Annotated in this window: 14 protein-coding genes; 7 read left to right on the top strand and 7 right to left on the bottom strand. The window is 61.9% G+C overall.

The window, feature by feature from the left end; translation table 11 throughout:
- The first annotated feature begins 6 nt into the window (after positions 1 to 6).
- Positions 7 to 1,389 (top strand): class II fumarate hydratase, encoded by a 1,383-nt coding sequence (locus DK870_RS25105; protein ID WP_104994375.1) that lies wholly within the window; start codon positions 7 to 9, stop codon positions 1,387 to 1,389.
- Here DK870_RS25105 and DK870_RS25110 read toward each other — a convergent pair.
- The 3 genes from DK870_RS25110 to pap all read right to left on the bottom strand — a co-directional run bounded on the left by DK870_RS25110 (position 1,386) and on the right by pap (position 5,206).
- Complete coding sequence (locus DK870_RS25110) at positions 1,386 to 2,342, bottom strand: DMT family transporter (RefSeq protein ID WP_161550017.1); 957 nt, start codon at positions 2,340 to 2,342, stop codon at positions 1,386 to 1,388. The two genes, DK870_RS25105 and DK870_RS25110, sit on opposite strands and share 4 nt — an antisense overlap.
- Before the next feature lie 70 nt (positions 2,343 to 2,412).
- Positions 2,413 to 3,597 (bottom strand): thiolase family protein, encoded by a 1,185-nt coding sequence (locus DK870_RS25115; protein ID WP_161550018.1) that lies wholly within the window; start codon positions 3,595 to 3,597, stop codon positions 2,413 to 2,415.
- A gap of 91 nt (positions 3,598 to 3,688) precedes the next feature.
- Positions 3,689 to 5,206 carry a polyphosphate:AMP phosphotransferase gene (pap, locus tag DK870_RS25120; RefSeq protein ID WP_161550019.1) on the bottom strand — a complete coding sequence of 506 codons (1,518 nt, stop codon included), beginning with the start codon at positions 5,204 to 5,206 and terminating at the stop codon, positions 3,689 to 3,691.
- A gap of 156 nt (positions 5,207 to 5,362) precedes the next feature.
- On the opposite strand from pap, the gene mnmC reads away from it, so the two are divergent.
- On the top strand, positions 5,363 to 7,336 hold the full coding sequence (mnmC, locus tag DK870_RS25125; RefSeq protein ID WP_161550020.1) for a bifunctional tRNA (5-methylaminomethyl-2-thiouridine)(34)-methyltransferase MnmD/FAD-dependent 5-carboxymethylaminomethyl-2-thiouridine(34) oxidoreductase MnmC: 1,974 nt from the start codon (positions 5,363 to 5,365) through the stop codon (positions 7,334 to 7,336).
- A gap of 7 nt (positions 7,337 to 7,343) precedes the next feature.
- On the opposite strand, the gene DK870_RS25130 is transcribed toward mnmC, so the two are convergent.
- Positions 7,344 to 12,170 carry an NEL-type E3 ubiquitin ligase domain-containing protein gene (locus DK870_RS25130; RefSeq protein WP_161550021.1) on the bottom strand — a complete coding sequence of 1,609 codons (4,827 nt, stop codon included), beginning with the start codon at positions 12,168 to 12,170 and terminating at the stop codon, positions 7,344 to 7,346.
- A gap of 308 nt (positions 12,171 to 12,478) precedes the next feature.
- Here DK870_RS25130 and DK870_RS25135 point away from each other — a divergent pair, with 308 nt between their 5' ends.
- The 4 genes from DK870_RS25135 (at position 12,479) to DK870_RS25150 (ending at position 17,486) form a co-directional block, all read left to right on the top strand.
- On the top strand, positions 12,479 to 14,251 hold the full coding sequence (locus tag DK870_RS25135; RefSeq protein ID WP_161550022.1) for an N-acetylglutaminylglutamine amidotransferase: 1,773 nt from the start codon (positions 12,479 to 12,481) through the stop codon (positions 14,249 to 14,251).
- Between the two features lie 3 nt (positions 14,252 to 14,254).
- Entirely contained in the window at positions 14,255 to 15,988 is a 1,734-nt protein-coding gene (gene ngg / locus DK870_RS25140; RefSeq protein WP_161550023.1) for an N-acetylglutaminylglutamine synthetase, read from the top strand.
- A 23-nt stretch (positions 15,989 to 16,011) separates the two neighbouring features.
- The gene (locus tag DK870_RS25145) at positions 16,012 to 17,196 is read left to right on the top strand and encodes an osmoprotectant NAGGN system M42 family peptidase (protein WP_090369643.1); all 1,185 of its coding nucleotides are present in this window, start codon (positions 16,012 to 16,014) and stop codon (positions 17,194 to 17,196) included.
- A 62-nt stretch (positions 17,197 to 17,258) separates the two neighbouring features.
- Positions 17,259 to 17,486, top strand: coding sequence for a YheU family protein (locus tag DK870_RS25150; protein WP_003192759.1), 228 nt, complete (start codon positions 17,259 to 17,261; stop codon positions 17,484 to 17,486).
- Positions 17,487 to 17,493: 7 nt separating this feature from the next.
- On the opposite strand, the gene csrA is transcribed toward DK870_RS25150, so the two are convergent.
- Together csrA and DK870_RS25160 are read right to left on the bottom strand one after the other, a co-directional pair.
- Complete coding sequence (csrA, locus tag DK870_RS25155) at positions 17,494 to 17,691, bottom strand: carbon storage regulator CsrA (protein WP_060755941.1); 198 nt, start codon at positions 17,689 to 17,691, stop codon at positions 17,494 to 17,496.
- Between the two features lie 127 nt (positions 17,692 to 17,818).
- On the bottom strand, positions 17,819 to 18,634 hold the full coding sequence (locus DK870_RS25160) for an SDR family oxidoreductase (RefSeq protein ID WP_090369641.1): 816 nt from the start codon (positions 18,632 to 18,634) through the stop codon (positions 17,819 to 17,821).
- Positions 18,635 to 18,961: 327 nt separating this feature from the next.
- Between DK870_RS25160 and DK870_RS25165 the strand changes: the two genes are divergently transcribed.
- Positions 18,962 to 19,114, top strand: coding sequence for a DUF3309 family protein (locus DK870_RS25165; protein WP_015885095.1), 153 nt, complete (start codon positions 18,962 to 18,964; stop codon positions 19,112 to 19,114).
- A 57-nt stretch (positions 19,115 to 19,171) separates the two neighbouring features.
- On the opposite strand, the gene DK870_RS25170 is transcribed toward DK870_RS25165, so the two are convergent.
- Entirely contained in the window at positions 19,172 to 21,262 is a 2,091-nt protein-coding gene (locus tag DK870_RS25170) for an LTA synthase family protein (protein ID WP_060755943.1), read from the bottom strand.
- Between the last annotated feature and the right edge of the window lie 314 nt (positions 21,263 to 21,576).

The following is a 21,576-nucleotide window of genomic DNA, read 5'->3' on the forward strand; positions in this document are numbered from 1 at the left end:
TGCCCGATGAGCCGTATCGAAACCGACAGCCTGGGGGAAGTTCATGTCCCGGAGGACGCTTACTGGGGCGCGCAGACCCAACGTTCGCTGGTGAATTTCGCCATCGGAGAACAACGCATGCCGCTTGCGGTGCTGCACGCCCTGGCCCTGATCAAGAAGGCCGCTGCACGGGTCAACGACCGCAACGGCGACCTGCCCGCCGATATCGCCCGCCTGATCGAACAGGCCGCCGACGAAGTGCTCGACGGGCAGCATGACGATCAATTCCCATTGGTGGTGTGGCAGACCGGCAGCGGCACCCAGAGCAATATGAACGCCAACGAAGTCATCGCCGGCCGTGCCAACGAGCTGGCGGGCAACAAGCGTGGCGGTAAAAGCCCGGTGCACCCCAACGACCACGTCAACCGCTCCCAGAGCTCCAACGACTGCTTCCCCACGGCCATGAGCATCGCCACCGTGCAGGCCGTGCATCAACGGCTGCTGCCCGCCATCGCCAATCTTTCCGGCGGTTTGGCGGAGCAAGCGGCCAGGCATATGAAGCTGGTGAAAACCGGTCGCACCCACATGATGGACGCAACGCCGATCACCTTCGGCCAGGAACTCTCGGCCTTTATTGCCCAACTCGACTACGCCGAACGCGCGATCCGTGGCGCCCTGCCCGCCGTGTGCGAGCTGGCCCAGGGCGGCACCGCCGTCGGCACCGGGCTCAATGCGCCCCACGGTTTTGGCGAGGCGATTGCTTCCGAGCTGGCGGCGTTGTCAGGCTTGCCGTTCGTCACGGCCCCCAACAAGTTCGCCGCCCTCTCCGGCCATGAGCCTTTGGTGACCTTGCACGGCGCGCTGAAAACCCTGGCCGTGGCGCTGATGAAAATCGCCAACGACCTGCGCCTGCTGGGCTCCGGCCCCCGCGCCGGGCTGGCCGAAGTGAAGTTGCCGGCCAACGAGCCGGGCAGCTCGATCATGCCGGGCAAGGTCAACCCGACCCAGTGCGAGGCGCTGACAATGCTGGCCTGCCAGGTACTGGGCAATGACGTGACCATCGGCCTTGCCGCCAGCCAAGGGCATTTGCAGTTGAACGTCTACAAACCGGTGATCATCCACAACCTGCTGGAATCGATCCGCCTGCTGGCCGATGGCTGCAATAACTTCCAGGAGCACTGTGTGGCCGGTCTCGAGCCTGACGCTACGCAGATGGCCGAGCACCTGGAGCGCGGGCTGATGCTGGTCACGGCACTCAACCCGCACATCGGCTATGACAAGTCGGCAGAGATCGCCAAGAAGGCTTACGCCGAAGGCCTCACACTACGGGAGGCCGCGCTGGAGCTGGGCTACCTTACCGATGAAGAGTTCGAGCAATGGGTCCGCCCTGAGGACATGCTCGGCAACTAGGAGGCCATGCGCAAGCGCCGGGCCTTGAGCCCGGCGAGCAACGACGGAGCCAACGCCACCGTCGCCGAGCCCAGCACCACCACCAACGCCCCGGCATAGCCCAGGGCGTTGATCTCTTCGGCCTGCACAGCGTCCGGCCACCACCACGCGGCCAGGGCCACCGCGACAAATGTCACCAGGGGCGTGAGCGCCAGGGTCGCACTGACCCTGGACGCTTCCCAATGGGCCAACGCCTCGGCGAAAGCGCCATATGCCACCAGGGTGTTCATACAGCAGGCCAGCAACAGCCAGCCTTGCAGCGGGCTCAGGTCCAGCGCTTCCAGTGGATGTGCCCAGGGTGTGAGCAGCAAGGCACAGAACAGGTAGATCACCATCATCACCTGCAGCGAATTCCACATCGTCAGCAGTTGTTTCTGGCCCAGGGCGTAGAACACCCAGATGGTGGTGGCCAGCAGGATGGTCAGCACCCCGGCGGTATAGGCCCCAAGGGACGTCAGCAGTTCGTCCAGGCGCTGGTTGAAGAACAGGCCAAAGCCGATGATCAGCACCACCAGGCCCAGCCCCTGCCCCAGGCTGAAGCGCTCCTTGAACACAAACACGCTGGCGACCATCAGAAAGATTGGCCCCATCTGCACCACCAGTTGTGCGGTACCAGGGCTGAGCATCTTCAGGCCAACCAGATACAGCACGTAGTTGCCCACCAGGCCGCACGCCGCCATGACCACCAGCCAGCCGCCCCTGGGGCCGAGCACCTGGCGGCTGGGCAAGCGTTTGGTGAGGGCGAGGTAGACGAACAAACAACCGCCGGCCACCGTCAGGCGAAACCAGGTGACGGTGATCGGGTCCATGACCTGCAACACTTGCTTGAGTTTGATGGGCAGAATGCCCCACAGCAGCGCGGTCAGCAGGGTCAGGAGAAAACCATAGACCCAGCGGCCGGAAGAGATGTGCATGAGTGCCCCAGAAGCCAGAGGGAGTGGAGCCGCATTCTAGGGGCACCCGATGCACTTTGTGTAGCGAAGATCAGCGCACCGCTTCGAACAACCCGGTCGCGCCCATGCCGCCGCCCACGCACATGGTCACGATGCCATAACGCAGATTGCGTCGTTGCAACTCACGCACCAGGTGCCCCACCTGCCGCGAACCGGTCATGCCGAAGGGGTGCCCGATGGCGATCGAACCGCCGTTGACGTTGTACCTGGCATTGTCGATTTCCAGGCGATTACGCGCATACAGGCACTGCGAGGCAAACGCCTCGTTGAGTTCCCACAGGTCGATATCCGCCACCTGCAAGCCCTTGGCCTTGAGCAGCTTGGGCACCGAGAACACCGGGCCAATGCCCATCTCGTCCGGCTCACAGCCCGCCACCGTGAACCCACGGAAAAACGCCTTGGGCTTGAGCCCCAGCGCCAGGGCTTTTTCCAGGCTCATCACCAAGGTCATCGAGGCGCCGTCGGACAACTGCGACGAGTTGCCCGCCGTGACCGATCCATCCTCGGCAAATACCGGTTTCAAGCCTTGCAGGCTGGCCAGCGTGGTGTCCGGACGATTGCAATCATCACGGTCAACCACCCCCTCGAGCACCTGCACTTCACCCGTGTGCTTGTCCTCGACCCTGTACTTCACAGCCATCGGCACGATTTCATCACTGAACAAACCCTCAGCCTGGGCCTGGGCCGTGCGTTGCTGGCTTTGCAGGGCATACAGGTCCTGCTCTTCACGGCTCACGTGATAACGGCGCGCGACGATCTCGGCGGTCTGGCCCATGGGAAAATACAGGCCCGGCACCTGCTCCTTGAGCAACGGGTTGATCAGGTGATCGGTGTTGACGCTTTTCATGGTCAGGCTGATGGACTCGACGCCACCGGCAACAATGATATCGCTGCAACCCGAAGCGATCTGGTTGGCCGCAATGGCAATCGCCTGCAAACCCGACGAACAGAACCGGTTGAGGGTCATGCCTGCCGTCCCGGTGCCCAACTGCGAGAGCACCGCCACGTTGCGGCCAATGTTGTAGCCCTGGGCGCCTTCGTTGGAGCCGGCGCCGACAATGCAATCCTCCACACTCGCCGGATCGATGCCATTGCGTGCGAGCAGCGCGTTGACGCAATGGGCCGCCATGTCATCGGGACGGGTCTGGTTGAACTTGCCGCGAAAGGATTTGGCCAGGCCGGTTCGCACGCTGTCGACGATCACTACTTCACGCATGGGCTACCTCGATCTTGTCATTATTGGGAGAGCCATCGAGGATAGATCCAGGCCCTCCCAACCGCGACGATCATTCACCCCGTAGATAGGCCTACTTCTTCTTGCCTTTCTTGTCGTGCTTGTCGGATTTGGCGAACGCTTCTTCCAGCGCCCGGTTGATCGTGCGCAGCACCTTGACCCGCGCCCAGCGCTTGTCATTGGCCTCCACCAGGGTCCAGGGCGAAACTTCGGTGCTGGTGCGGTCGACCATATCGCCCACGGCGGCGCGGTAGTCGTCCCACTTGTCGCGGTTGCGCCAATCGTCTTCGGTGATCTTGAAACGTTTGAAAGGGATGTCTTCACGGGCCTGGAAGCGCTCCAACTGCGTCTCCTTGTCGATGGCCAGCCAGAACTTGACCACAATCACGCCCGCGTCGCGCAGTTGCTCTTCGAAGTCGTTGATCTCGCCATAGGCACGCATCCAGTCGGCCGGCGAGCAGAAACCCTCGACGCGCTCCACCAGTACGCGGCCATACCAGGAACGGTCGAACACGGTGAACATGCCGCGTGCCGGAATTTTCTGCCAGAACCGCCACAGGTAAGGCTGGGCGCGCTCGTCCTCACTGGGCGCGGCAATCGGCACGATATGGTATTGGCGTGGGTCGAGCGCCGCCGCCACACGACGGATCGCCCCGCCCTTGCCCGCCGCATCATTGCCTTCAAACACAGTGACCAACGCGTGCTTGCGCATGCGCTTGTCGCGCATCAGGCCGGAGAAGCGCGCCTGCTCGGTAATCAGCTGTTCTTCGTAATCCTCTTTTTCCAGACGCTGGGTCAGATCGAGGGCGTCCAGCACGCTCTTCTTGTCCACCGAAGCGATCAAGGGCGCCGGGTTCATGCCGCTGGATTTACCCTTGGCCAGCTTCAAGGCGTTTTGCAACCCCTCGAGCAGCAGTTTGCCCACCGTGAGGCTGCGGTAATGGGCATCGACCCCTTCGATCACATGCCACGGCGCGTAGTCGCGACTGGTTCGGCGCAGGATACGTTCACCGAAATGCACGAACTTGTCGTAGGTCTTGGATTGCTGCCAGTCCAGCGGGCTGATGCGCCAGCTGTGCAATGGGTCATCCGCCAGTGCCTTGAGGCGAGCCTTCATCTGCTTCTTGGACAGGTGAAACCAGAACTTGAAGATCAGTGCCCCTTCATCACAGAGCATCTTTTCCAGGCGCTCGGCACCGGCAATGGCCTGATCGAGACGGGCGTCCTTGATCTCGCCGTGCACCCGGCCTTGCAGCATCTGGCTGTACCAATTGCCGAAGAACACCCCCATGCGCCCCTTGGCTGGCAACTGGCGCCAGTAGCGCCAGGCCGGAGGCCGGGCCAATTCTTCATCGGTCTGCTGGTCGAAGGTGCGCACCTCGATCAGGCGCGGGTCCATCCACTCATTGAGCAGCTTGACCGTCTCGCCCTTGCCGGCGCCTTCGATGCCGTTGATCAGGATGATCACCGGAAAGCGCTTCTGCTGCTGCAGCTCATACTGCACTTCCAACAGCGCTTCGCGCAGCGCCGGCACTTCGGCGTCGTAAGTGTCTTTGTCGATGGCGTGACCGATTTCGGCGGATTCGAACATGGGGCAGCTCCGTTTCAAGATGGCTCAAGACTAGCGGATTGGGCTGCAGTGCGCGGGAGGAAATTCGATGTGCACTTGCCTTGGGTCAATTCAACGCCCCGTGATCGGCTAGAATGGCCGCCTTGCCTTCGCCTGCTGTTTTTTTATGAGCTGCCCATGACTCCCATCACCCACGCCCAGCTCGACTGGGATGACCAAGGCCGCCCGCACTCGCGGGTGTTCGACGATGTGTACTTCTCCGATCAGTCGGGCCTTGAAGAAACCCGTTATGTGTTCCTTGAACAAAACCGTTTGCAGGAGCGCTTTGCCGCCTTGCCGGTAGGCGAGCATCTGGTGATTGGTGAAACCGGGTTTGGCACCGGCTTGAATTTCCTGTGCGCCTGGCAACTGTTCGAGCAGCACGCGGTAGCCGGTGCACGGCTGCATTTCGTCAGCGTGGAAAAATACCCCCTCAGCCACGCCGACCTGCGACGTGCCCTCGCCCTCTGGCCCGAACTGCAACCGTTCGCCGAACAACTGCTGGCGCAGTACATCGCCATCCACCCGGGTTTTCAGCGCCTGGTGCTGGATAATGGCCGCGTGACCCTGACGCTGTTGATCGGTGATGTACTGGAACAATTGCCGCAACTGGACGCGCAGATCGATGCGTGGTTCCTCGACGGTTTCGCCCCGGCGAAAAACCCAGAGATGTGGACCGCCGAGTTGTTTGCCGAACTGGCACGCCTGGCCGCGCCGGGCTCGACCATCAGCACCTTCACCAGCACCGGCTGGGTGCGCCGTCTGATCAATGCCGCCGGGTTCAAGATGAAGCGCACGCCGGGTATCGGCCACAAGTGGGAGATCCTGCGCGGGGAATTTCTCGGTTGGCCGAGCGAAGCCCCACCACCACCGGCAACCAAGCCCTGGTTCGCGCGACCGGCGCGTTCTCAAGGCGAACGTAAAGCCCTGGTGATCGGTGGCGGCCTGGCCGGTTGCGCCACCGCCGCCAGCCTGGCTGCACGCGGTTGGCAGGTGCACCTGCTGGAGCGCCATGAGGCACTCGCCCAGGAGGCTTCCGGCAATCCGCAAGGCGTGCTTTACCTCAAGCTTTCAGCCCACGGCACTGCCTTGTCCCAGATGATCGTCGCCGGGTTCGGGTACACCCGTCGTTTGCTGGAACATCTGCAGCGCGGGGTGGATTGGGATGACTGCGGTGTGTTGCAACTGGCCTTCGATGCCAAGGAAGGTCAGCGCCAGGCGCAACTGGCCAATGCGTTTGCCCCGCAGTTGCTGCACCCGCTGAACCGGGAACAGGCGCAAGCCAAGGCGGGAGTGGCACTGGCACACGGCGGGCTGTTTTACCCCGAAGGCGGTTGGGTACACCCGCCCGCCCTGTGTGACTGGCAAGCGCGTCAGCCTGGCATCAGCGTACAGCCCCTTCACGAGGCGCTCGAACTGCGCAAGGTCGATGGTCAATGGCAGGCCTGGGGCGGTGAACAGCTGCTGGCCAGTGCACCGGTGGTGGTATTGGCCGGTGCGGCCGAAGTCCAACGCTTCGCCGACCTGCCGCTCAAGCGCATCCGCGGGCAAATCACCCGTTTGCCGCAAACTGTCGAGAGCGCCGCACTCAAGACGGTGGTGTGCGCCGAAGGCTATGTGGCCCCGCCGCGCCTGGGCGAACACACCTTGGGCGCCAGCTTCGACTTCAAGAACGATGACCTCACGCCCACGGCCGCCGATCACGCCGGCAACCTGGCGCTGCTCCAGGACATCAGCGCAGACCTCGCCCAACGCCTGCGTGCCGAAGCTCTCGACCCTGCCCATCTGCAGGGTCGCGCAGCCTTTCGCTGCACCAGCCCGGACTACCTGCCCATCGTCGGCCCGCTGGTTGATCGCGCGGCGTTTGACCGGGCCTACGGCATATTGCGTAAAGACGCCCGCCAGGTTCCGGATGCGCCCTGCCCCTGGCTCGACGGCTTGTACGTCAACAGCGGCCACGGCTCTCGCGGCCTGATCACCGCGCCACTGTCGGCCGAACTGCTGGCGGCCTGGATCAATGACGAGCCACTGCCGGTTGCCGCCAGTATCGCCGAAGCCTGCCATCCGAACCGCTTTGCCGTGCGCGCGTTGATTCGCGCAAAAGCAGGCTGAGCGCCTCTCAGGGCAAGGGGCAGATTCCCAGGTCATCGATGCGCAAGGCATCCTCGCTCAGGCGCCGGATCTCGGCCGCCTGGGCTTTTTCCTGCTCGTGCAGGATCACGTTCATCTGGTCGCGATAATCGATGTCACTCAGCGTCAGGCTCAAGTCGAACACCTCGTTCACACGCCGGTTGTACGGCTGATTCAAACGCTCGAAACGGCTGCCGAAGACGCGCTTCAGATGGTCTGTCCAGAACGGCAGCTCGACCAGATAATTCAACAGGCGCGACGACATTTCAGCCGTCTTGACTTGCTGCTCGGCGCTGTCCAGCGCACTGGGCGTCACCCCACCCAGGCGCGCAAAGCGCATATGCAGGGGTTGCCCCGGCAGGTGGAAGCGGTCGACCAGCCCAGTGCGGTAAGCGAGGCTGACTTCCAGCGGATCTACCGCAGGGTTGCTGTCACTGTGGCGGCGCGCGATACCTTCCAATTGGTCCAGTCGAAACAATCCCCTGGCCAGTTTCAGCAACGGTTTGGCCGTCAGTACCCGGCCCTCGATCAAGCGCGTGGCGTCGCTGATCTCCGTGAGCACTTCCAGTGTGCTGAAATTGTTGGCCGCCGCATCATCGCAACGCAGCGGTGTGGCGGCGCGCTGAAATACCTCCTCACGCAAATCCTCGTCGTCGGCGGCGGCCATCAGCACGCGCCACACTCGCCGATCAAGGTCTTCATGTACAAAGTGCGCATCCGCTGTGCCGCCCAGTTCGGCAAGCAAGTTGAACAGGCCGTCGGAGCCCGGCTCATCCGCGAGGCCTTGCCACACCCGGTTCTTTTCAGCGTAATGGCTCACCCCGTCATCGCCTAACCACAGCTCCCGGGCGCGCTGTTCGCTCAAGCGCACAAGGTCATCCTCAAGGAAACCCATGCCGGTGCCGTGGTTGAGCCGATAATTCTTCAGCGCCAGTCGGCTGGAGAATGACAGCGGGTTGAGCCGCAGGTTGAATGCTTCGGTAAACCGTCGGGGCATGGTGAACAACCAGTCCGGCAATACCTTGATTTCGTTCTGGCGCAAGTCGACATGCTCCAGCCACGGCAACCGCCGGCAACCCTCGGGAAAGTCGGTGAGCTTGCAATTGCGCAGCAGCAGTTCGCGAAGGTCGAGCATCTTCCCCACTTGCGGCACGTCAATCAGCGGGTTTTCGCTCAGGTTCAGCGAGTGCAGGTTGCGCAGGCCGGCCAGCTTGCGAAGGGTGTGTTCAGTCAACTGCAACTGATTGTTGGCCATGTTCAACCGCACCAACTGCGGCATTTGCCCGAGTACTTCGGGCAGCCGCGTGATGTGATTCTGTGTCAGGTCGAGGGTGTGCACCGCCTTGAAGTGTTTGAGAAAATACGCAACGTCATCGCCCAGGCGCATATTTCTCAACGACAAACGCTGAACATGCTCGAATTGAATGGACGACGGCAACGTCGGCAAGCCTCCCAACAGCATGCCGTCGAGTTCAAGGGTCGGCACACGCAAGCCGTGCTCGTCGCGCGCCAGGCTCATCCGCCGCCAGCACCGCTCGATCAGGTTCATGGCCTGGAGCCGGCTCAGGCGCTGATCCCAGGGCGCAATCGCTTCGCTGTTACTCGGTGCCCGCTGATTGCTCCAGGTTTTCAGCGCTCCGTGCAGTGAAGCGAAGTCACCTTCAAGCGCATCCACCCTCATGGCCCGGGACACGTGGTCGTGGCCGGCGCCCTCGATCAATCGTGAAATTTCCACGTCGCTCAAAAGCGGATACAACTTTTTAAGCTTACGCACCAGCGCCGGCGGATGCGCGGCGGGCGTCCTCAGTTGCGCTTGAATACAGGACGTCGGCGCGGCTTCAGGCATGCCCCGCTCTGGCCACAGGTAGCCCTTCACGCGATGTCGTTCGCCCTGGGACTTGAAACGCAGTTGGCTGCGCAGTTGACTGCCGGTGCGCGCGCCGGCCAGGCGCAAGGCCGTGCGCTGGGGATCCAACAGGCAATCGACGATTGCCTGATACAAACCGTCCGGGCCGGTGATGTGCGCGCCGAGATTATGGCCTTGCTCGTCAAACACCTGAAAACCCTCGGCGGACTCGACGATCGTACGGCGCACTGCCGCGCCGGCAGGCCCGACCTGCTCAAGGAGGCGTCCGGTCAAATGCCCTTCGCGCACCTGGAACGAAAAATCCCGCGGCCAACCCGGCAAACGCTCAAGCGTGCCCAGCGCGATACGTCGCGTCCCCGCGTTGGCCAATTGCGGCCAAACCAGGCCCATCAGTGCCTGGTCCTCGTGCAATTTATTCAGAGCCTGTCGGGCTTTGCGCGCCAGGCGCAACGGAACGCGGCCGCTCTCATGCAAGACCCGGCGATCAGTCGTGCGGGCCTGGGAGGCCAGCTCCCTGGCCACTCGACGTGGCAACTGGGGATATAGCGCGATCAAAGGCTCCAGTTCCCCCTGAGCAACGCCTTCGTAATCCTGATAAAGACGACGGTGCAACTGCGCATGCTGCGTGTTGACGGTCGCCAGCAGCCGCTTTCGAAGCACCTCGGACGCCTGTTCCCGCGCAACGGTTTGCCCAAGCAGCTGTGTACGTTCTTCACTGCTGAGCGCTTGCAGCAGCACGTCCATCACCTGACCCTCCTTGAGCTGTTGCTCGGTGACAGGAACAGGCAGGCCCTCATCGTCGAAGGGTTCCCGGAACGCCAGGCTTTCGAGCACATTGCCCGGCTCGTCGCGCACCTCAAAAAAGCGCCGCTTGGGCCACCCCGGCATCAACGGCAAGGCGAGCATTTGCACACGGGCGGTGGCAGCATCGGCGCGCGCGCCCTGCTCAAGCGTATAGGTCAGCGCGCCGATTTCATGATGCAGGCGCCAGCGCGCCACGGCGTTCTGAACACGCTCCGGCAAGGGTTCGTGCTCCAGGGCCAGGTGTTGCATGTCGGCCAGTGCCAGTTCGGTGATGGCCGCGAGGCTGTTCAACGGGTCCTCGGGCACTGCGCTCAACGCGGGATCGATCCGCCTCAGGTTATAGGAGGGCGAATGCCAGTCCTGCGGACGCTCGAACGCGTGCTGCCAGCCACCCTGCCGGTTATGCTCCAGGGGCGGGCGCCAGGCCTCAGGTCGTCGCGGGTGCAGGGCGCGCCACTTGCCCATGACCGGATCAAAGCTGATCGCGTACAGCGCGCCATCGATGCTCGCATAGGCACTGCCGTTGGCCTGGTAGATGCCTCTGGAGTCGACGTCCCATCCGCGCTGGAACATTTCCGGCGGCTGACTGTACGGCGCCAGCCGCGGGCGCCACAGCCTCGAGCTCTGATCCTGCAAGGCGATGGGCTCGACTTTCTCAAAGAACCGCGAAGACCGGGTGAGCTGGCGTTTGAGGCTGCCAACGACTTTCCCGCCTGCGGCGAACAGCATCATGCCCACAATGTTTTCCGCTACGTTGAACAGGTGGTGGAGCGCCTCGTCCTTCTCGCCGTGAGCCCAGTCCTCGACGCCTTCAAACACCTCGCCGAGCAGTTGGCCGACAGCCACGCCCATCATCAGTTGGCCCAGTACCGGGACGACAAAACCGGCTACGTTGAGCGCGTTCAGCCCGATATCCAGATAGGTTTGCAGACGTTGCTGCCAGGCCTCTTCATCCACTTCGGCCTTGGGCACCGCCAATACCAGGGCATCGAGCTGGATCTTGCCGATACAGGCCTGAACCAGGAAATCCGACAACCGTACCTGTATCGGGATCACTCGTAACGGGCCGACCTTGCGCGCCGTATCGTAGCGCTGGAAAAACTCCAGGCGCTCAGACTCATCCAGATAAGCCCCGAACGTCTTGCGGTAAGACTGCGCTTGCAACATCAGGCTCAGATAAAGCGTGAAGTCCTCCAGGTGCGCGTATTCGTACCATGGGCGCAGCGGTTCGTTGGGCATGTAGACCACAAAATGCCTGGTCGGCAATTGGCCGGGGGGCTCCCGGCTGAACAACATGACGCCCCACAGGCAGACGCCCTCGATATTCAGGCCTTGCCAGATCCACGGCTCATTGGCCGGAATCGAACTGTGCGATTCATCCGCCGGCTGGTCAGCCTTGATCAGGTTGAGCAACCCGTCGTAGGTCGGCTCGCCGAGGTAACCCTTGGCATAGGCGATATGCAGGTCCATTTGCAGGTCGAGGCTTTTGGATTCGCCAAGATCAAAGATTGTCCGATTGAAACCCTGCCCATCGGCGCCCGGCCCCCGCAGGTTGAATACGCTGCGCACGTGAGCCTGGTAGGCCGCCCCCAGATCCAGCTCACGGCAGTAGCCGACAAACTCGGTAACCGTCATGCCGGCGATGGCCTGCCCGGTAGCCGCGCTGCGCAGCAGCGCCGAAGCGAACAAGCCACCAGGTTCGGCCTGGCTCTCGGAAAAGTTTTTCATCGCCGCCTGCACCAGGCTGAGGGTCTCGACCGTCACGGTCTCTTGCAGGGCGCCTCCCAGGTCCGCGCCGACGCCCGACAAGCTGCGTTTTGACAGCTCCAGCGTGTCACGCTCCACTTCCACGCCCGCTACGCCCTTGCCCAGTAAAAAAGTGCGTAATCGCTCAATGCAAAACCTGTCCAGCGACTGCAGGCGCCCGAGCCGTTGCTGAGCACGCAGGCGCGTCTCCTGGCTGTCACGGTGGGTTTGTTCGATCGCTCGCAGAGTAGTGGACTTGGCCTCCAGCAGCCAATGCGGCAGCGTGGCCTGCAGCGCCCGGGCCTTGCCCAGGTCGCCGGTCATCTCCAGCAGGGCAGCTTCCATCTCGGCTTGGGTCACAGGCTTTGCGGCATTGAGCAACTCGCGTCTCGGCACCATCGACAACGTCTTCCTTTGCGTTGAATAACGATGGATACGATAAGCGCGAAATACAGGAAAACAGATTCGAATACCCCTGCATTGTCCTGTGCGATCAATGCAGATTTTCTATGCAAACTTGCGTTATTTGACGCCAATTCGCTGCACACCGCGCCCGACAAGGACCGGGCAAAAACCGATCGCGGCCATTTGCCTTATAACTTATCGGTCTAAAACTCCCACAAATGCCTCGGGTCAGTTTCAGAGTATGCGCCCTCACGGCGCTGTGAGTTTTTAGTCTCCCCAACGGAAAAACCGGTAAGGAATTTATGTGTGGATTAGCTGGCGAGCTACGTTTTGATCATCAACCTGCCGACCTGGCAGCAATAGAACGCATCACCCATCACTTGGCCCCGCGCGGGCCGGATGCCTGGGGCTTCCACGCCCAGGGCCCGATTGCGCTTGGCCACCGTCGCCTGAAAATCATGGACCTGTCGGACGGCTCGGCCCAACCGATGGTCGACGCCCATCTGGGCCTGTCCCTGGCCTTCAACGGCGCCATCTACAACTTCCCGGAACTCAGGGCAGAACTGGAAGCCCTGGGCTACGCCTTCTACTCCGGCGGCGACACCGAGGTGCTGCTCAAGGGCTATCACGCCTGGGGCGAAGCGCTGCTGCCCAAGCTCAATGGCATGTTTGCATTTGCCATTTGGGAGCGGGATGCCCAGCGCCTGTTTATTGCGCGTGACCGTCTCGGCGTGAAGCCGTTGTACCTGTCACGCACCGGTCAGCGCTTGCGCTTTGCTTCGGCGTTGCCGGCACTGCTCAAGGGCGGTGACATCAACCCGATCCTTGACCCGGTGGCACTCAACCATTACCTGAATTTCCACGCCGTGGTGCCGGCGCCGCGTACCTTGCTGGCCGGCATTGAAAAGCTGCCACCGGCCAGCTGGATGCGCATCGACGCCAACGGCAAGATCGAGCAGAAAACCTGGTGGACCCTGCCCTACGGCCCGCATGAGGATGAACGCAACCTCACCCTCGAAGACTGGACCGACCGCGTCCTCGACAGCACCCGCGAAGCCGTGGCGATCCGCCAACGTGCCGCCGTGGATGTCGGTGTGCTGCTCTCCGGCGGCGTCGACTCGAGCATGCTCGTCGGCCTGCTGCGTGAAGTCGGCGTAGAGGGCCTGTCGACCTTCTCCATCGGTTTTGAAGATGCCGGCGGCGAGCGTGGCGACGAGTTCCAGTACTCGGACCTGATCGCCCGGCACTACAACACCCGCCACCACCAGTTGCGCATCGCCGAAAGCGAGATTATCGAGCAACTGCCCGCGGCCTTCCGCGCCATGAGCGAGCCGATGGTCAGCCACGACTGCATCGCCTTCTACCTGCTGTCGCGGGAAGTGGCCAAGCATTGCAAAGTGGTGCAGAGCGGCCAGGGCGCCGATGAGTTGTTCGCCGGTTACCACTGGTATCCGCAGGTGGACGGCGCCAGCGATCCCTACAGCGCCTACCGCGAGGCGTTCTTCGACCGCAGCTACGACGACTACGCCGCCACCGTCGCCCCGAAATGGCTGACCGCCAACGACGCTGCGGGCGACTTCGTGCGCGAGCATTTCGCGATGCCGGGGGCGGATGCCGCAGTGGACAAGGCGCTGCGCCTGGACAGCACCGTGATGCTGGTGGACGACCCGGTCAAACGCGTCGACAACATGACCATGGCCTGGGGCCTGGAAGCGCGTACGCCGTTCCTGGACTACCGCCTGGTGGAACTGTCGGCTCGCGTGCCAGGCCAGTTCAAATTGCCCGATGGCGGCAAACAGGTGTTGAAAGAGGCGGCGCGCCGCGTCATCCCCAGCGAGGTCATCGACCGCAAGAAAGGTTACTTCCCGGTACCGGGTCTCAAGCATTTGCAGGGCGACACCCTCAATTGGGTGCGCGACCTGCTGCTGGACCCCAGCCAGGACCGTGGCCTGTTCAACCCGGCCACACTCGACCGCCTGCTCACCGACCCGCAAGGTCAACTGACCCCGCTGCGCGGTTCAAAACTGTGGCAACTGGCGGCGCTGAACCTGTGGCTCAGCGAACAAGGAATCTGATCGATGAAACCCCATGCAGCGGCTTACAGCCAACGTTTGCTCAAGGGCCAGGCGCCGTCCTACGAGCGCCTGCAAGCCCGACTGGCCGAGGATGGCAACCCGCACCACGCTGAACCGATTGCCGTGCATTGCGGCTGGGGCCGGTTACTGATCGGCCATACGTTTCCCGACCCCGCCAGCCTGGCCGAAGAACTGCTCAAGGAGCAGCCTGGGGAGCGCGATATCGCGCTGTACGTGGCCGCGCCTCAGCAGATTCTCGGGCTCGACCCGCAACAATTGTTCCTCGACCCCTCTGACACCCTGCGCCTGTGGTTCACCGACTATCGCCCGGCCACCCGCGTATTTCGCGGCTTTCGCATACGCCGCGTACAGACCGATGCCGACTGGCAGGCGGTCAACCTGCTGTACCAGGGACGCGGCATGTTGCCCGTCGACGCGGCCCGTCTCACGCCCCGCCACCAAGGCGGCCCGGTGTATTGGCTGGCCGAAGACGAAGACAGCGGCGCGGTGATCGGCAGCGTGATGGGCCTCAATCATCAGAAAGCCTTTCACGACCCGGAACACGGCAGCAGCCTGTGGTGCCTGGCGGTCGACCCGCAGTGCACTCGCCCCGGCGTGGGTGAAGTACTGGTGCGTCACTTGGTCGAGCATTTCATGAGCCGTGGCCTGAGTTATCTCGACCTGTCGGTGCTGCACGATAACCGCCAGGCCAAGAACCTTTACACCAAGCTGGGTTTCAGGGCGCTGACCACGTTTGCGATCAAGCGCAAGAATGGCATCAACCAACCATTGTTTCTGGGGCCGGGTCCGCAGGCGCAATTCAACCCCTATGCACGGATCATCGTCGAAGAAGCCCATCGCCGGGGCATCGATGTACAGGTCGATGATGCCGAGGCCGGCTTGTTCACCCTCAGCCATGGCGGGCGCCGTGTGCGCTGTCGTGAATCCCTCAGCGACCTGACCAGCGCGATCAGCATGACCTTGTGCCAGGACAAAAGCCTGACCCACAAAGTGCTCAAGGCGGCGGGTTTGAACTTGCCGGCACAACAATTGGCAGGCAGTGCCGATGACAACCTGGAGTTTCTCGATGAGCACCAGCGCATCGTGGTCAAGCCGCTGGACGGCGAGCAAGGCCAGGGCGTGGCGGTGGACTTGCAGAGCATAGAGGACGTGCAAAAGGCCATCGAGGCGGCACGCCAGTTCGACAGCCGGGTGCTGCTGGAAAGCTTTCACCAGGGCCTGGACCTGCGCATTCTGGTGATCGGCTTTGAAGTGGTCGCCGCCGCGATCCGCCGCCCGGCCGAAGTCACCGGCGATGGTCACCACAGCATCCGCGCCTTGATCGAGGCCCAAAGCCGTCGCCGCCAAGCGGCCACCGATGGCGAAAGCAAGATCCCGCTCGATGGCGAAACCGAGCGCACACTGCATGCCGCCGGCTATGACTACGACAGCATCCTGCCACCTGGCCAGACCTTGGCGGTGCGCCGCACGGCCAACCTGCACACCGGTGGCTGCCTGGAAGATGTCACCGCGATCCTGCATCCCACCCTGGCGGATGCCGCGGTGCGAGCCGCCCGTGCCCTGGACATCCCAATGGTGGGCCTGGACCTGATGGTGCCCGCGGCAGACCAGCCCGAGTATGTGTTTATCGAAGCCAATGAGCGCGCCGGCCTGGCCAACCATGAGCCGCAACCCACTGCGCAAAAATTTGTGGACTTGCTGTTTCCCCACAGCTGAACGATCCGACCTTAGGAGTCTTTATGAGCCGAACCATCCCCGAACCGGATCTGAACTACCTGCAAAAAGTCCTCCTGGAAATGCTCGCCATTCCCAGCCCGACCGGATTTACCGACACCATCGTGCGCTACGTCGCCGAACGCCTGGAAGAACTGGGCATTCCGTTCGAAATGACCCGGCGCGGCACCATTCGCGCCACCTTGAAGGGCCAGAAAAACAGCCCGGACCGCGCCGTGTCCGCGCATCTGGACACCATCGGTGCGGCGGTACGGGCGATCAAGGACAATGGCCGCCTGAGCCTGGCGCCGGTGGGGTGCTGGTCGAGCCGGTTTGCCGAAGGCAGCCGGGTCAGCCTGTTTACCGACAACGGTGTGATTCGCGGCAGTGTGTTGCCGCTGATGGCTTCCGGACACGCCTTCAACACCGCAGTGGATGAAATGCCGGTGAGTTGGGACCATGTGGAACTGCGCCTGGACGCCTACTGCGCCACCCGCGCCGACTGCGATTCGCTGGGTATCAGCGTGGGCGACTATGTGGCCTTCGACCCGTTGCCCGAATTCACCGAGAGCGGGCATATCAGCGCCCGCCACCTGGACGATAAAGCCGGCGTCGCGGCCTTGCTCGCCGCCCTCAAGGCCATCGTCGACAGTGGCGAACCGTTGCTGATCGACTGTCACCCGCTGTTCACCATCACCGAAGAAACCGGCAGTGGCGCGGCGGCCGCCCTACCCTGGGATGTCAGTGAATTCGTGGGGATCGACATCGCGCCGGTCGCACCCGGCCAGCACTCCAGCGAGCACGCCGTAAGCGTGGCGATGCAGGACTCCGGTGGGCCGTATGACTATCACCTGTCTCGCCACCTGCTGCGCCTGGCCAATGACAACGAGCTGCCGGTACGCCGCGACTTGTTCCGTTACTACTTCAGCGATGCCCACTCGGCCGTCACCGCCGGCCACGACATCCGCACCGCCCTGCTGGCCTTCGGCTGCGACGCCACCCACGGCTACGAACGTACGCACATCGACAGCCTGGCCGCGCTCAGCCGCCTGTTGGGCGCCTATATTCTCAGCCCGCCGGTATTCGCCAGCGATGCACAACCGGCCCAGGGCTCTCTGGACAGGTTCAGCCATCAGCTGGAACACGAGACGCAGATGGAGAGCGACACTCGCGTGCCGTCGGTGGACAGCCTGGTCGGTCAGAAGTCCTGACGCTGCTGGTAACCAGGGCCCCGGCGCAGTAGGATCGCCGGGACCCTACCTCTGAGGCTTGTATGCTGATTCCCTACGATGCACTTGAAGTCGATACCCTGACCCGGCTCATCGAAGACTTCGTCACCCGCGACGGCACCGACAATGGCGACGACACGCCGCTGGAAACCCGCGTATTGCGCGTACGCCAAGCCCTGACCAAGGGCCAGGCGCTGATCGTATTCGACCCCGAGAGCGAGCAATGCCAGTTGATGCTCAAGCACGATGTGCCCAAGCATCTGTTCGACTGAGGACGTTTCAGGGGTTGGTGGCGGTGTGGGGTTGGGCTGCCTGGCGTTCGAGTATCTTCTGGTAGACCTCGGCACGGTGCACCTTGACGCCCACGGGCGCCGCGATACCGAATTTTACCTGGGTACCGTTCAGTTCGAGGATATGCAAAGCGATGTCATCGCCGATGGAGATGATTTCGCCTATGGCGCGGCTTAAGACCAGCATGGCGGTTGTCCTTTTGGAGTGACAGGACCTTGACCATGCGCGCTTGAATAGGGCCCAGCAATGGCTTGCGGTCAAATCAGGCACTACCTACATCAACAGGTAATTTGCCTGACAGACCGCACGCTAATCAGCCCTTAACGGCTTGCGCCTTGGCCCGCATCTTGTCGGCCATCAGCGTCATTTCGTCGTAGAGCAATTGCGGGTTCTTTTGCTTCAAGGCCCAGGCCATCCGCCCCTGCTCATGGGGCAGAATCATGAATTCACCTGCAGCCACGCGCTGGTAGATGTAATCGGCAATGTCTGCCGCCGAGATCGGCGAGCTTTCCAGCAACTTGCCCACCTGCGCCTTCATCGCCGGGGTCGGCCCCCGGAAAGAGTCGAGCAGGTTGGTCTGGAAAAACGACGGGCACACCACATGCACGCCCACTTCCTGCTGCTTGAGTTCCACCAGCAGACTTTCCGACAGCGCCACCACGCCGGCCTTGGCCACGTTGTAGTTGCTCATCGCCGGCCCCTGCATCAGCGCCGCCATCGAGGCGATGTTGATGATCCGGCCCTTGCTTTTCTCCAACAGCGGCAGGAACGCCTTGCATCCCTTGACCACGCCCATCAGATTGATTGCAATCTGCCAGTCCCAATCCTCCAGGGACAATTCGGCGAAGAAGCCGCCCGACGCGACCCCGGCATTATTGACGATGACATCAATGCCGCCGAGCTTCACCTCGCACGCTTGGGCAAGCGCCGTGAGCTGGCTGTAGTCACGCACATCACAGCGCTGGGTAAAGCCATCACCACCGGCCTCGCGCACCTGCTTGAGGGTTTCCTGCAAGCCCGGCTCGCTGACATCCGACAAGGCCAACTGCCAACCTTCACGGGCCCAGCGCAGAGCGATTTCACGACCCAGCCCGGACCCGGCGCCAGTGATCATCATGCGATTTTGCATAGAGAAGTTGCCTTGTGTTCTCGGTAGTAGTGCTCGGCAGTGTAGCGAAGGTTTTTCCCGTACCCACGCACCATCCAATTGATGAATGCCTCGGGCAAACCTTCGAGCGGGTACGAGGCTGGCTTATCGGGTAAGTTCAATCTTTTTCAACTAAGCCTGGCTATTTGCGAGCGCATTAAAAGAAATAAGAAAGTTTGCAAAATGCTTTAAAGAAACAGGGAATTTTCTTTAAAGGGGCACAGTCGGAGTTATCAAGGCGTCCGTGAACAACTGGCGGGCCTCTCGTTAAACAACCGGTCTTTACCCAAGGCCAATAAGGAAGAAAACATGAGCCTCATTCTGATCATTATCCTGATCCTGCTGTTGGTCGGCGGCTTGCCGGTGTTCCCTCACTCGCGTAATTGGGGCTATGGCCCATCGGGTATCCTGGGTGTCGTGCTGGTCGTTCTGCTGGTGTTGCTGTTGCTCGGTCGCATATAAGCGCCGCCCAAAAAAAAAGAGGCCTCATATAGAGGCCTCTTTTTTATTGCCGGTTAATTAGTCCGGCTTGCCATCCACCACACCTGCCGTGTTATCCAGCAGGCTCTTGGTTGCGGTTTGCAGGAACGATTCGAGCTTCTGCTTCAACGCCGCCTCATCCGGCGAGTCCGGAATGACTTTGCCGGTCGGGTTTTCGCCCAAGCCGTATTCCCACAGCTTCGGTGGCATGTCCTTAGGCAATACCAGCACTCGGTCGTCGGTGAGCAAGGCCACGGTCTGGTCGCTGCCCGATGGCTTGATCACGCCGAAGCCTTTGTCGCCTTCCGGCAGGTTCAGCAAGTCACGGCCCCAGCACTGGTGCAGGGTGTCACCGCCGAGGCGGCCCATGATGGTCGGCACGATGTCGATCTGGGTGCCCACGGTGTGGTCACGCACGCCGAACTTCTCCTGCATGCCCGGTGCAATCATCAGCATCGGCACGTTGAAGCGGCCCAGGTCCATCTCGGTGATCTGCTGTTCGTTACCAAAACCGTGGTCGCCCACGACTACGAACAGGGTTTCCTTGAAGTACGGCTCTTTACGGGCTTTTTCAAAGAACTGGCCCAAGGCCCAGTCAGAGTAACGCATGGCGGTCAAATGCTCGTTGAGGCTGCCACGGTCGGTGACTTTCTCTACCGGCAATGGCGTCGGCAACGCGTACGGCGTGTGGTTGGACAGGGTTTGCAGCAGTGCGTAGAACGGCTTGCCGCCTTCGCGGGCTTTCAACTCTTCCAGGCCACGGTTGAACATGTCCTGGTCGGACACGCCCCAGGTCGGGTCGGAGAACACCGGGTTGACGAAGTCGTTACGCCCGATGAAGTTGGTCATGCCCTGGTTGCTGAAGAAGCCCGACTGGTTGTCCCAGGCGAAATCGCCGTTGTAGACGTACACGTCGTCAAATTTGCGAGCGCTGAGCAACTGCGGCAGGCCCGACAGCTTGTGGCTGCCTTCCGGCGTCTGCATCAGGTATTCGAAGCCCGGCAGGTTCGGGAAGCAGGCCATGGTGGCGAACATACCCTGGTGGGTGTGGGTGCCGTTGGAGAAGAAGCGATCGAACAGCAAGCCTTCCTTGGACAGTTTGTCGAAGTACGGCGTGATATTGCCCGGACGACCCAAGGCGCCTACCGAGTGACCGGCAAAGCTCTCCATCAGGATCACCACGACGTTCTTGATCGGCAGGGTCTTCTCGGCCGGTGGCGTGAAGTCACGGCGCACGGCGGCGCTGGCGGTGTCTACCAGCTTCTCATGGGCCGGCAGCAGCAACATGTCGCGCACGGTCCGGGTCGCCAGCGGCTGGTCCAGGGTGGCCTTCCAGATGTTGGTACGCTCTTCGGAGAAACGCGCCTTGGCGGCGGCAATCAGCGACAGGGTGCCGTTCAAACCCAGCTGGTTGGCGAAGTTCGAGTCGGTGGTGTAGACATCCCCCCAACGCAGCGGCGGGCCCTGGCGCAGGGTGCCGCGAATGGCGACGGTAGCGATCAACAGGCAGACCACGAACACCGCAATACGGGTGTACCACGGCGCCACCTGGCGCGTGCCGATGCTGCCGCCGCTGAACGGGCCACGGGGGCGCGTTGCGCGGTCGGCACCTTTAAAGGCCATGCTCAGGATCAGCGTACCCACGGCCCAGGCCAGCAGGTAACGCACCACCGGGAAACCGTACCAGAGCATGCTCATCACGGTTTTCGGGTCTTCCTTCACGTATTGGAAGACCAGGCCGTTGAGGCGCTGGTGGAACTCGCGGTAGAAGTCCATTTCCATCAGGCCCAGGAACAGGGCAATGCTGGACGCGACGGTCAGCCACAAACGGAAGAAACCCCGCGCCGCCATGGCTCGCACGCTGAACAACGCCAGCAGCAGCGGCACCAGCGCATACATCACAAAGCGGATGTCGAAGCGCGTACCGTTGGCGAACGCTTCGAGGAAGGTCGAGGCCGGCGTATCGAGGATCATCTCACGGTTGTAGACCAGCAGCGCCAGGCGCAGCAGGGAGAACATCACCATCATGACCAGTGCGCAAAGCAGTGTGTACGCCAGATGGGATTTGACGGTCGGTTGCAGCAGGCGATTTGAAGCTCGCTGCTGATTCAGGGCGTCCGGGTTTGCCATGTCGTTTCAGGACCCATTGGAAGTTTAAGTTTCGAAGTAATGCAGTGGCGCGAATGGTGCCCGATCAACGGCGGCAAGGCTATTAATTACTGAACGCGCACCACTGCCCCACCGTGAATGGCACTCGAAATAGAGCCTTTGGATGGGAAATGAAGCCGGCGAATTGTCTTGGATGAGATGTGAAAATTTCGTGCACCGAATATTTCGACACACAAATTTCCCAACTACTGGGAAAGCAAAAGGGGGCTTGCTCCCGATGGCGGTGTAACAGTCAACGAATGTGTTAACTGAAACACCGCCATCGGGAGCAAGCC

The organism is Pseudomonas sp. Q1, from assembly GCF_009935975.1.
Classification (GTDB): Bacteria; Pseudomonadota; Gammaproteobacteria; order Pseudomonadales; family Pseudomonadaceae; genus Aquipseudomonas; species Aquipseudomonas palleroniana.

Excerpts from the sequence above, each read along its gene's own strand:
- DK870_RS25110 (WP_161550017.1), bottom strand. The coding sequence starts at position 2,342 with ATGCACATCTCTTCCGGCCGCTGGGTCTATGGTTTTCTCCTGACCCTG.
- DK870_RS25165 (WP_015885095.1), top strand. The coding sequence starts at position 18,962 with ATGAGCCTCATTCTGATCATTATCCTGATCCTGCTGTTGGTCGGCGGC.
- pap (WP_161550019.1), bottom strand. The coding sequence starts at position 5,206 with ATGTTCGAATCCGCCGAAATCGGTCACGCCATCGACAAAGACACTTAC.
- DK870_RS25105 (WP_104994375.1), top strand. The coding sequence starts at position 7 with ATGAGCCGTATCGAAACCGACAGCCTGGGGGAAGTTCATGTCCCGGAG.
- DK870_RS25160 (WP_090369641.1), bottom strand. The coding sequence starts at position 18,634 with ATGCAAAATCGCATGATGATCACTGGCGCCGGGTCCGGGCTGGGTCGT.
- ngg (WP_161550023.1), top strand. The coding sequence starts at position 14,255 with ATGAAACCCCATGCAGCGGCTTACAGCCAACGTTTGCTCAAGGGCCAG.
- DK870_RS25170 (WP_060755943.1), bottom strand. The coding sequence starts at position 21,262 with ATGGCAAACCCGGACGCCCTGAATCAGCAGCGAGCTTCAAATCGCCTG.
- DK870_RS25145 (WP_090369643.1), top strand. The coding sequence starts at position 16,012 with ATGAGCCGAACCATCCCCGAACCGGATCTGAACTACCTGCAAAAAGTC.
- mnmC (WP_161550020.1), top strand. The coding sequence starts at position 5,363 with ATGACTCCCATCACCCACGCCCAGCTCGACTGGGATGACCAAGGCCGC.
- DK870_RS25130 (WP_161550021.1), bottom strand. The coding sequence starts at position 12,170 with ATGGTGCCGAGACGCGAGTTGCTCAATGCCGCAAAGCCTGTGACCCAA.
- csrA (WP_060755941.1), bottom strand. The coding sequence starts at position 17,691 with ATGCTGGTCTTAAGCCGCGCCATAGGCGAAATCATCTCCATCGGCGAT.
- DK870_RS25150 (WP_003192759.1), top strand. The coding sequence starts at position 17,259 with ATGCTGATTCCCTACGATGCACTTGAAGTCGATACCCTGACCCGGCTC.
- DK870_RS25115 (WP_161550018.1), bottom strand. The coding sequence starts at position 3,597 with ATGCGTGAAGTAGTGATCGTCGACAGCGTGCGAACCGGCCTGGCCAAA.
- DK870_RS25135 (WP_161550022.1), top strand. The coding sequence starts at position 12,479 with ATGTGTGGATTAGCTGGCGAGCTACGTTTTGATCATCAACCTGCCGAC.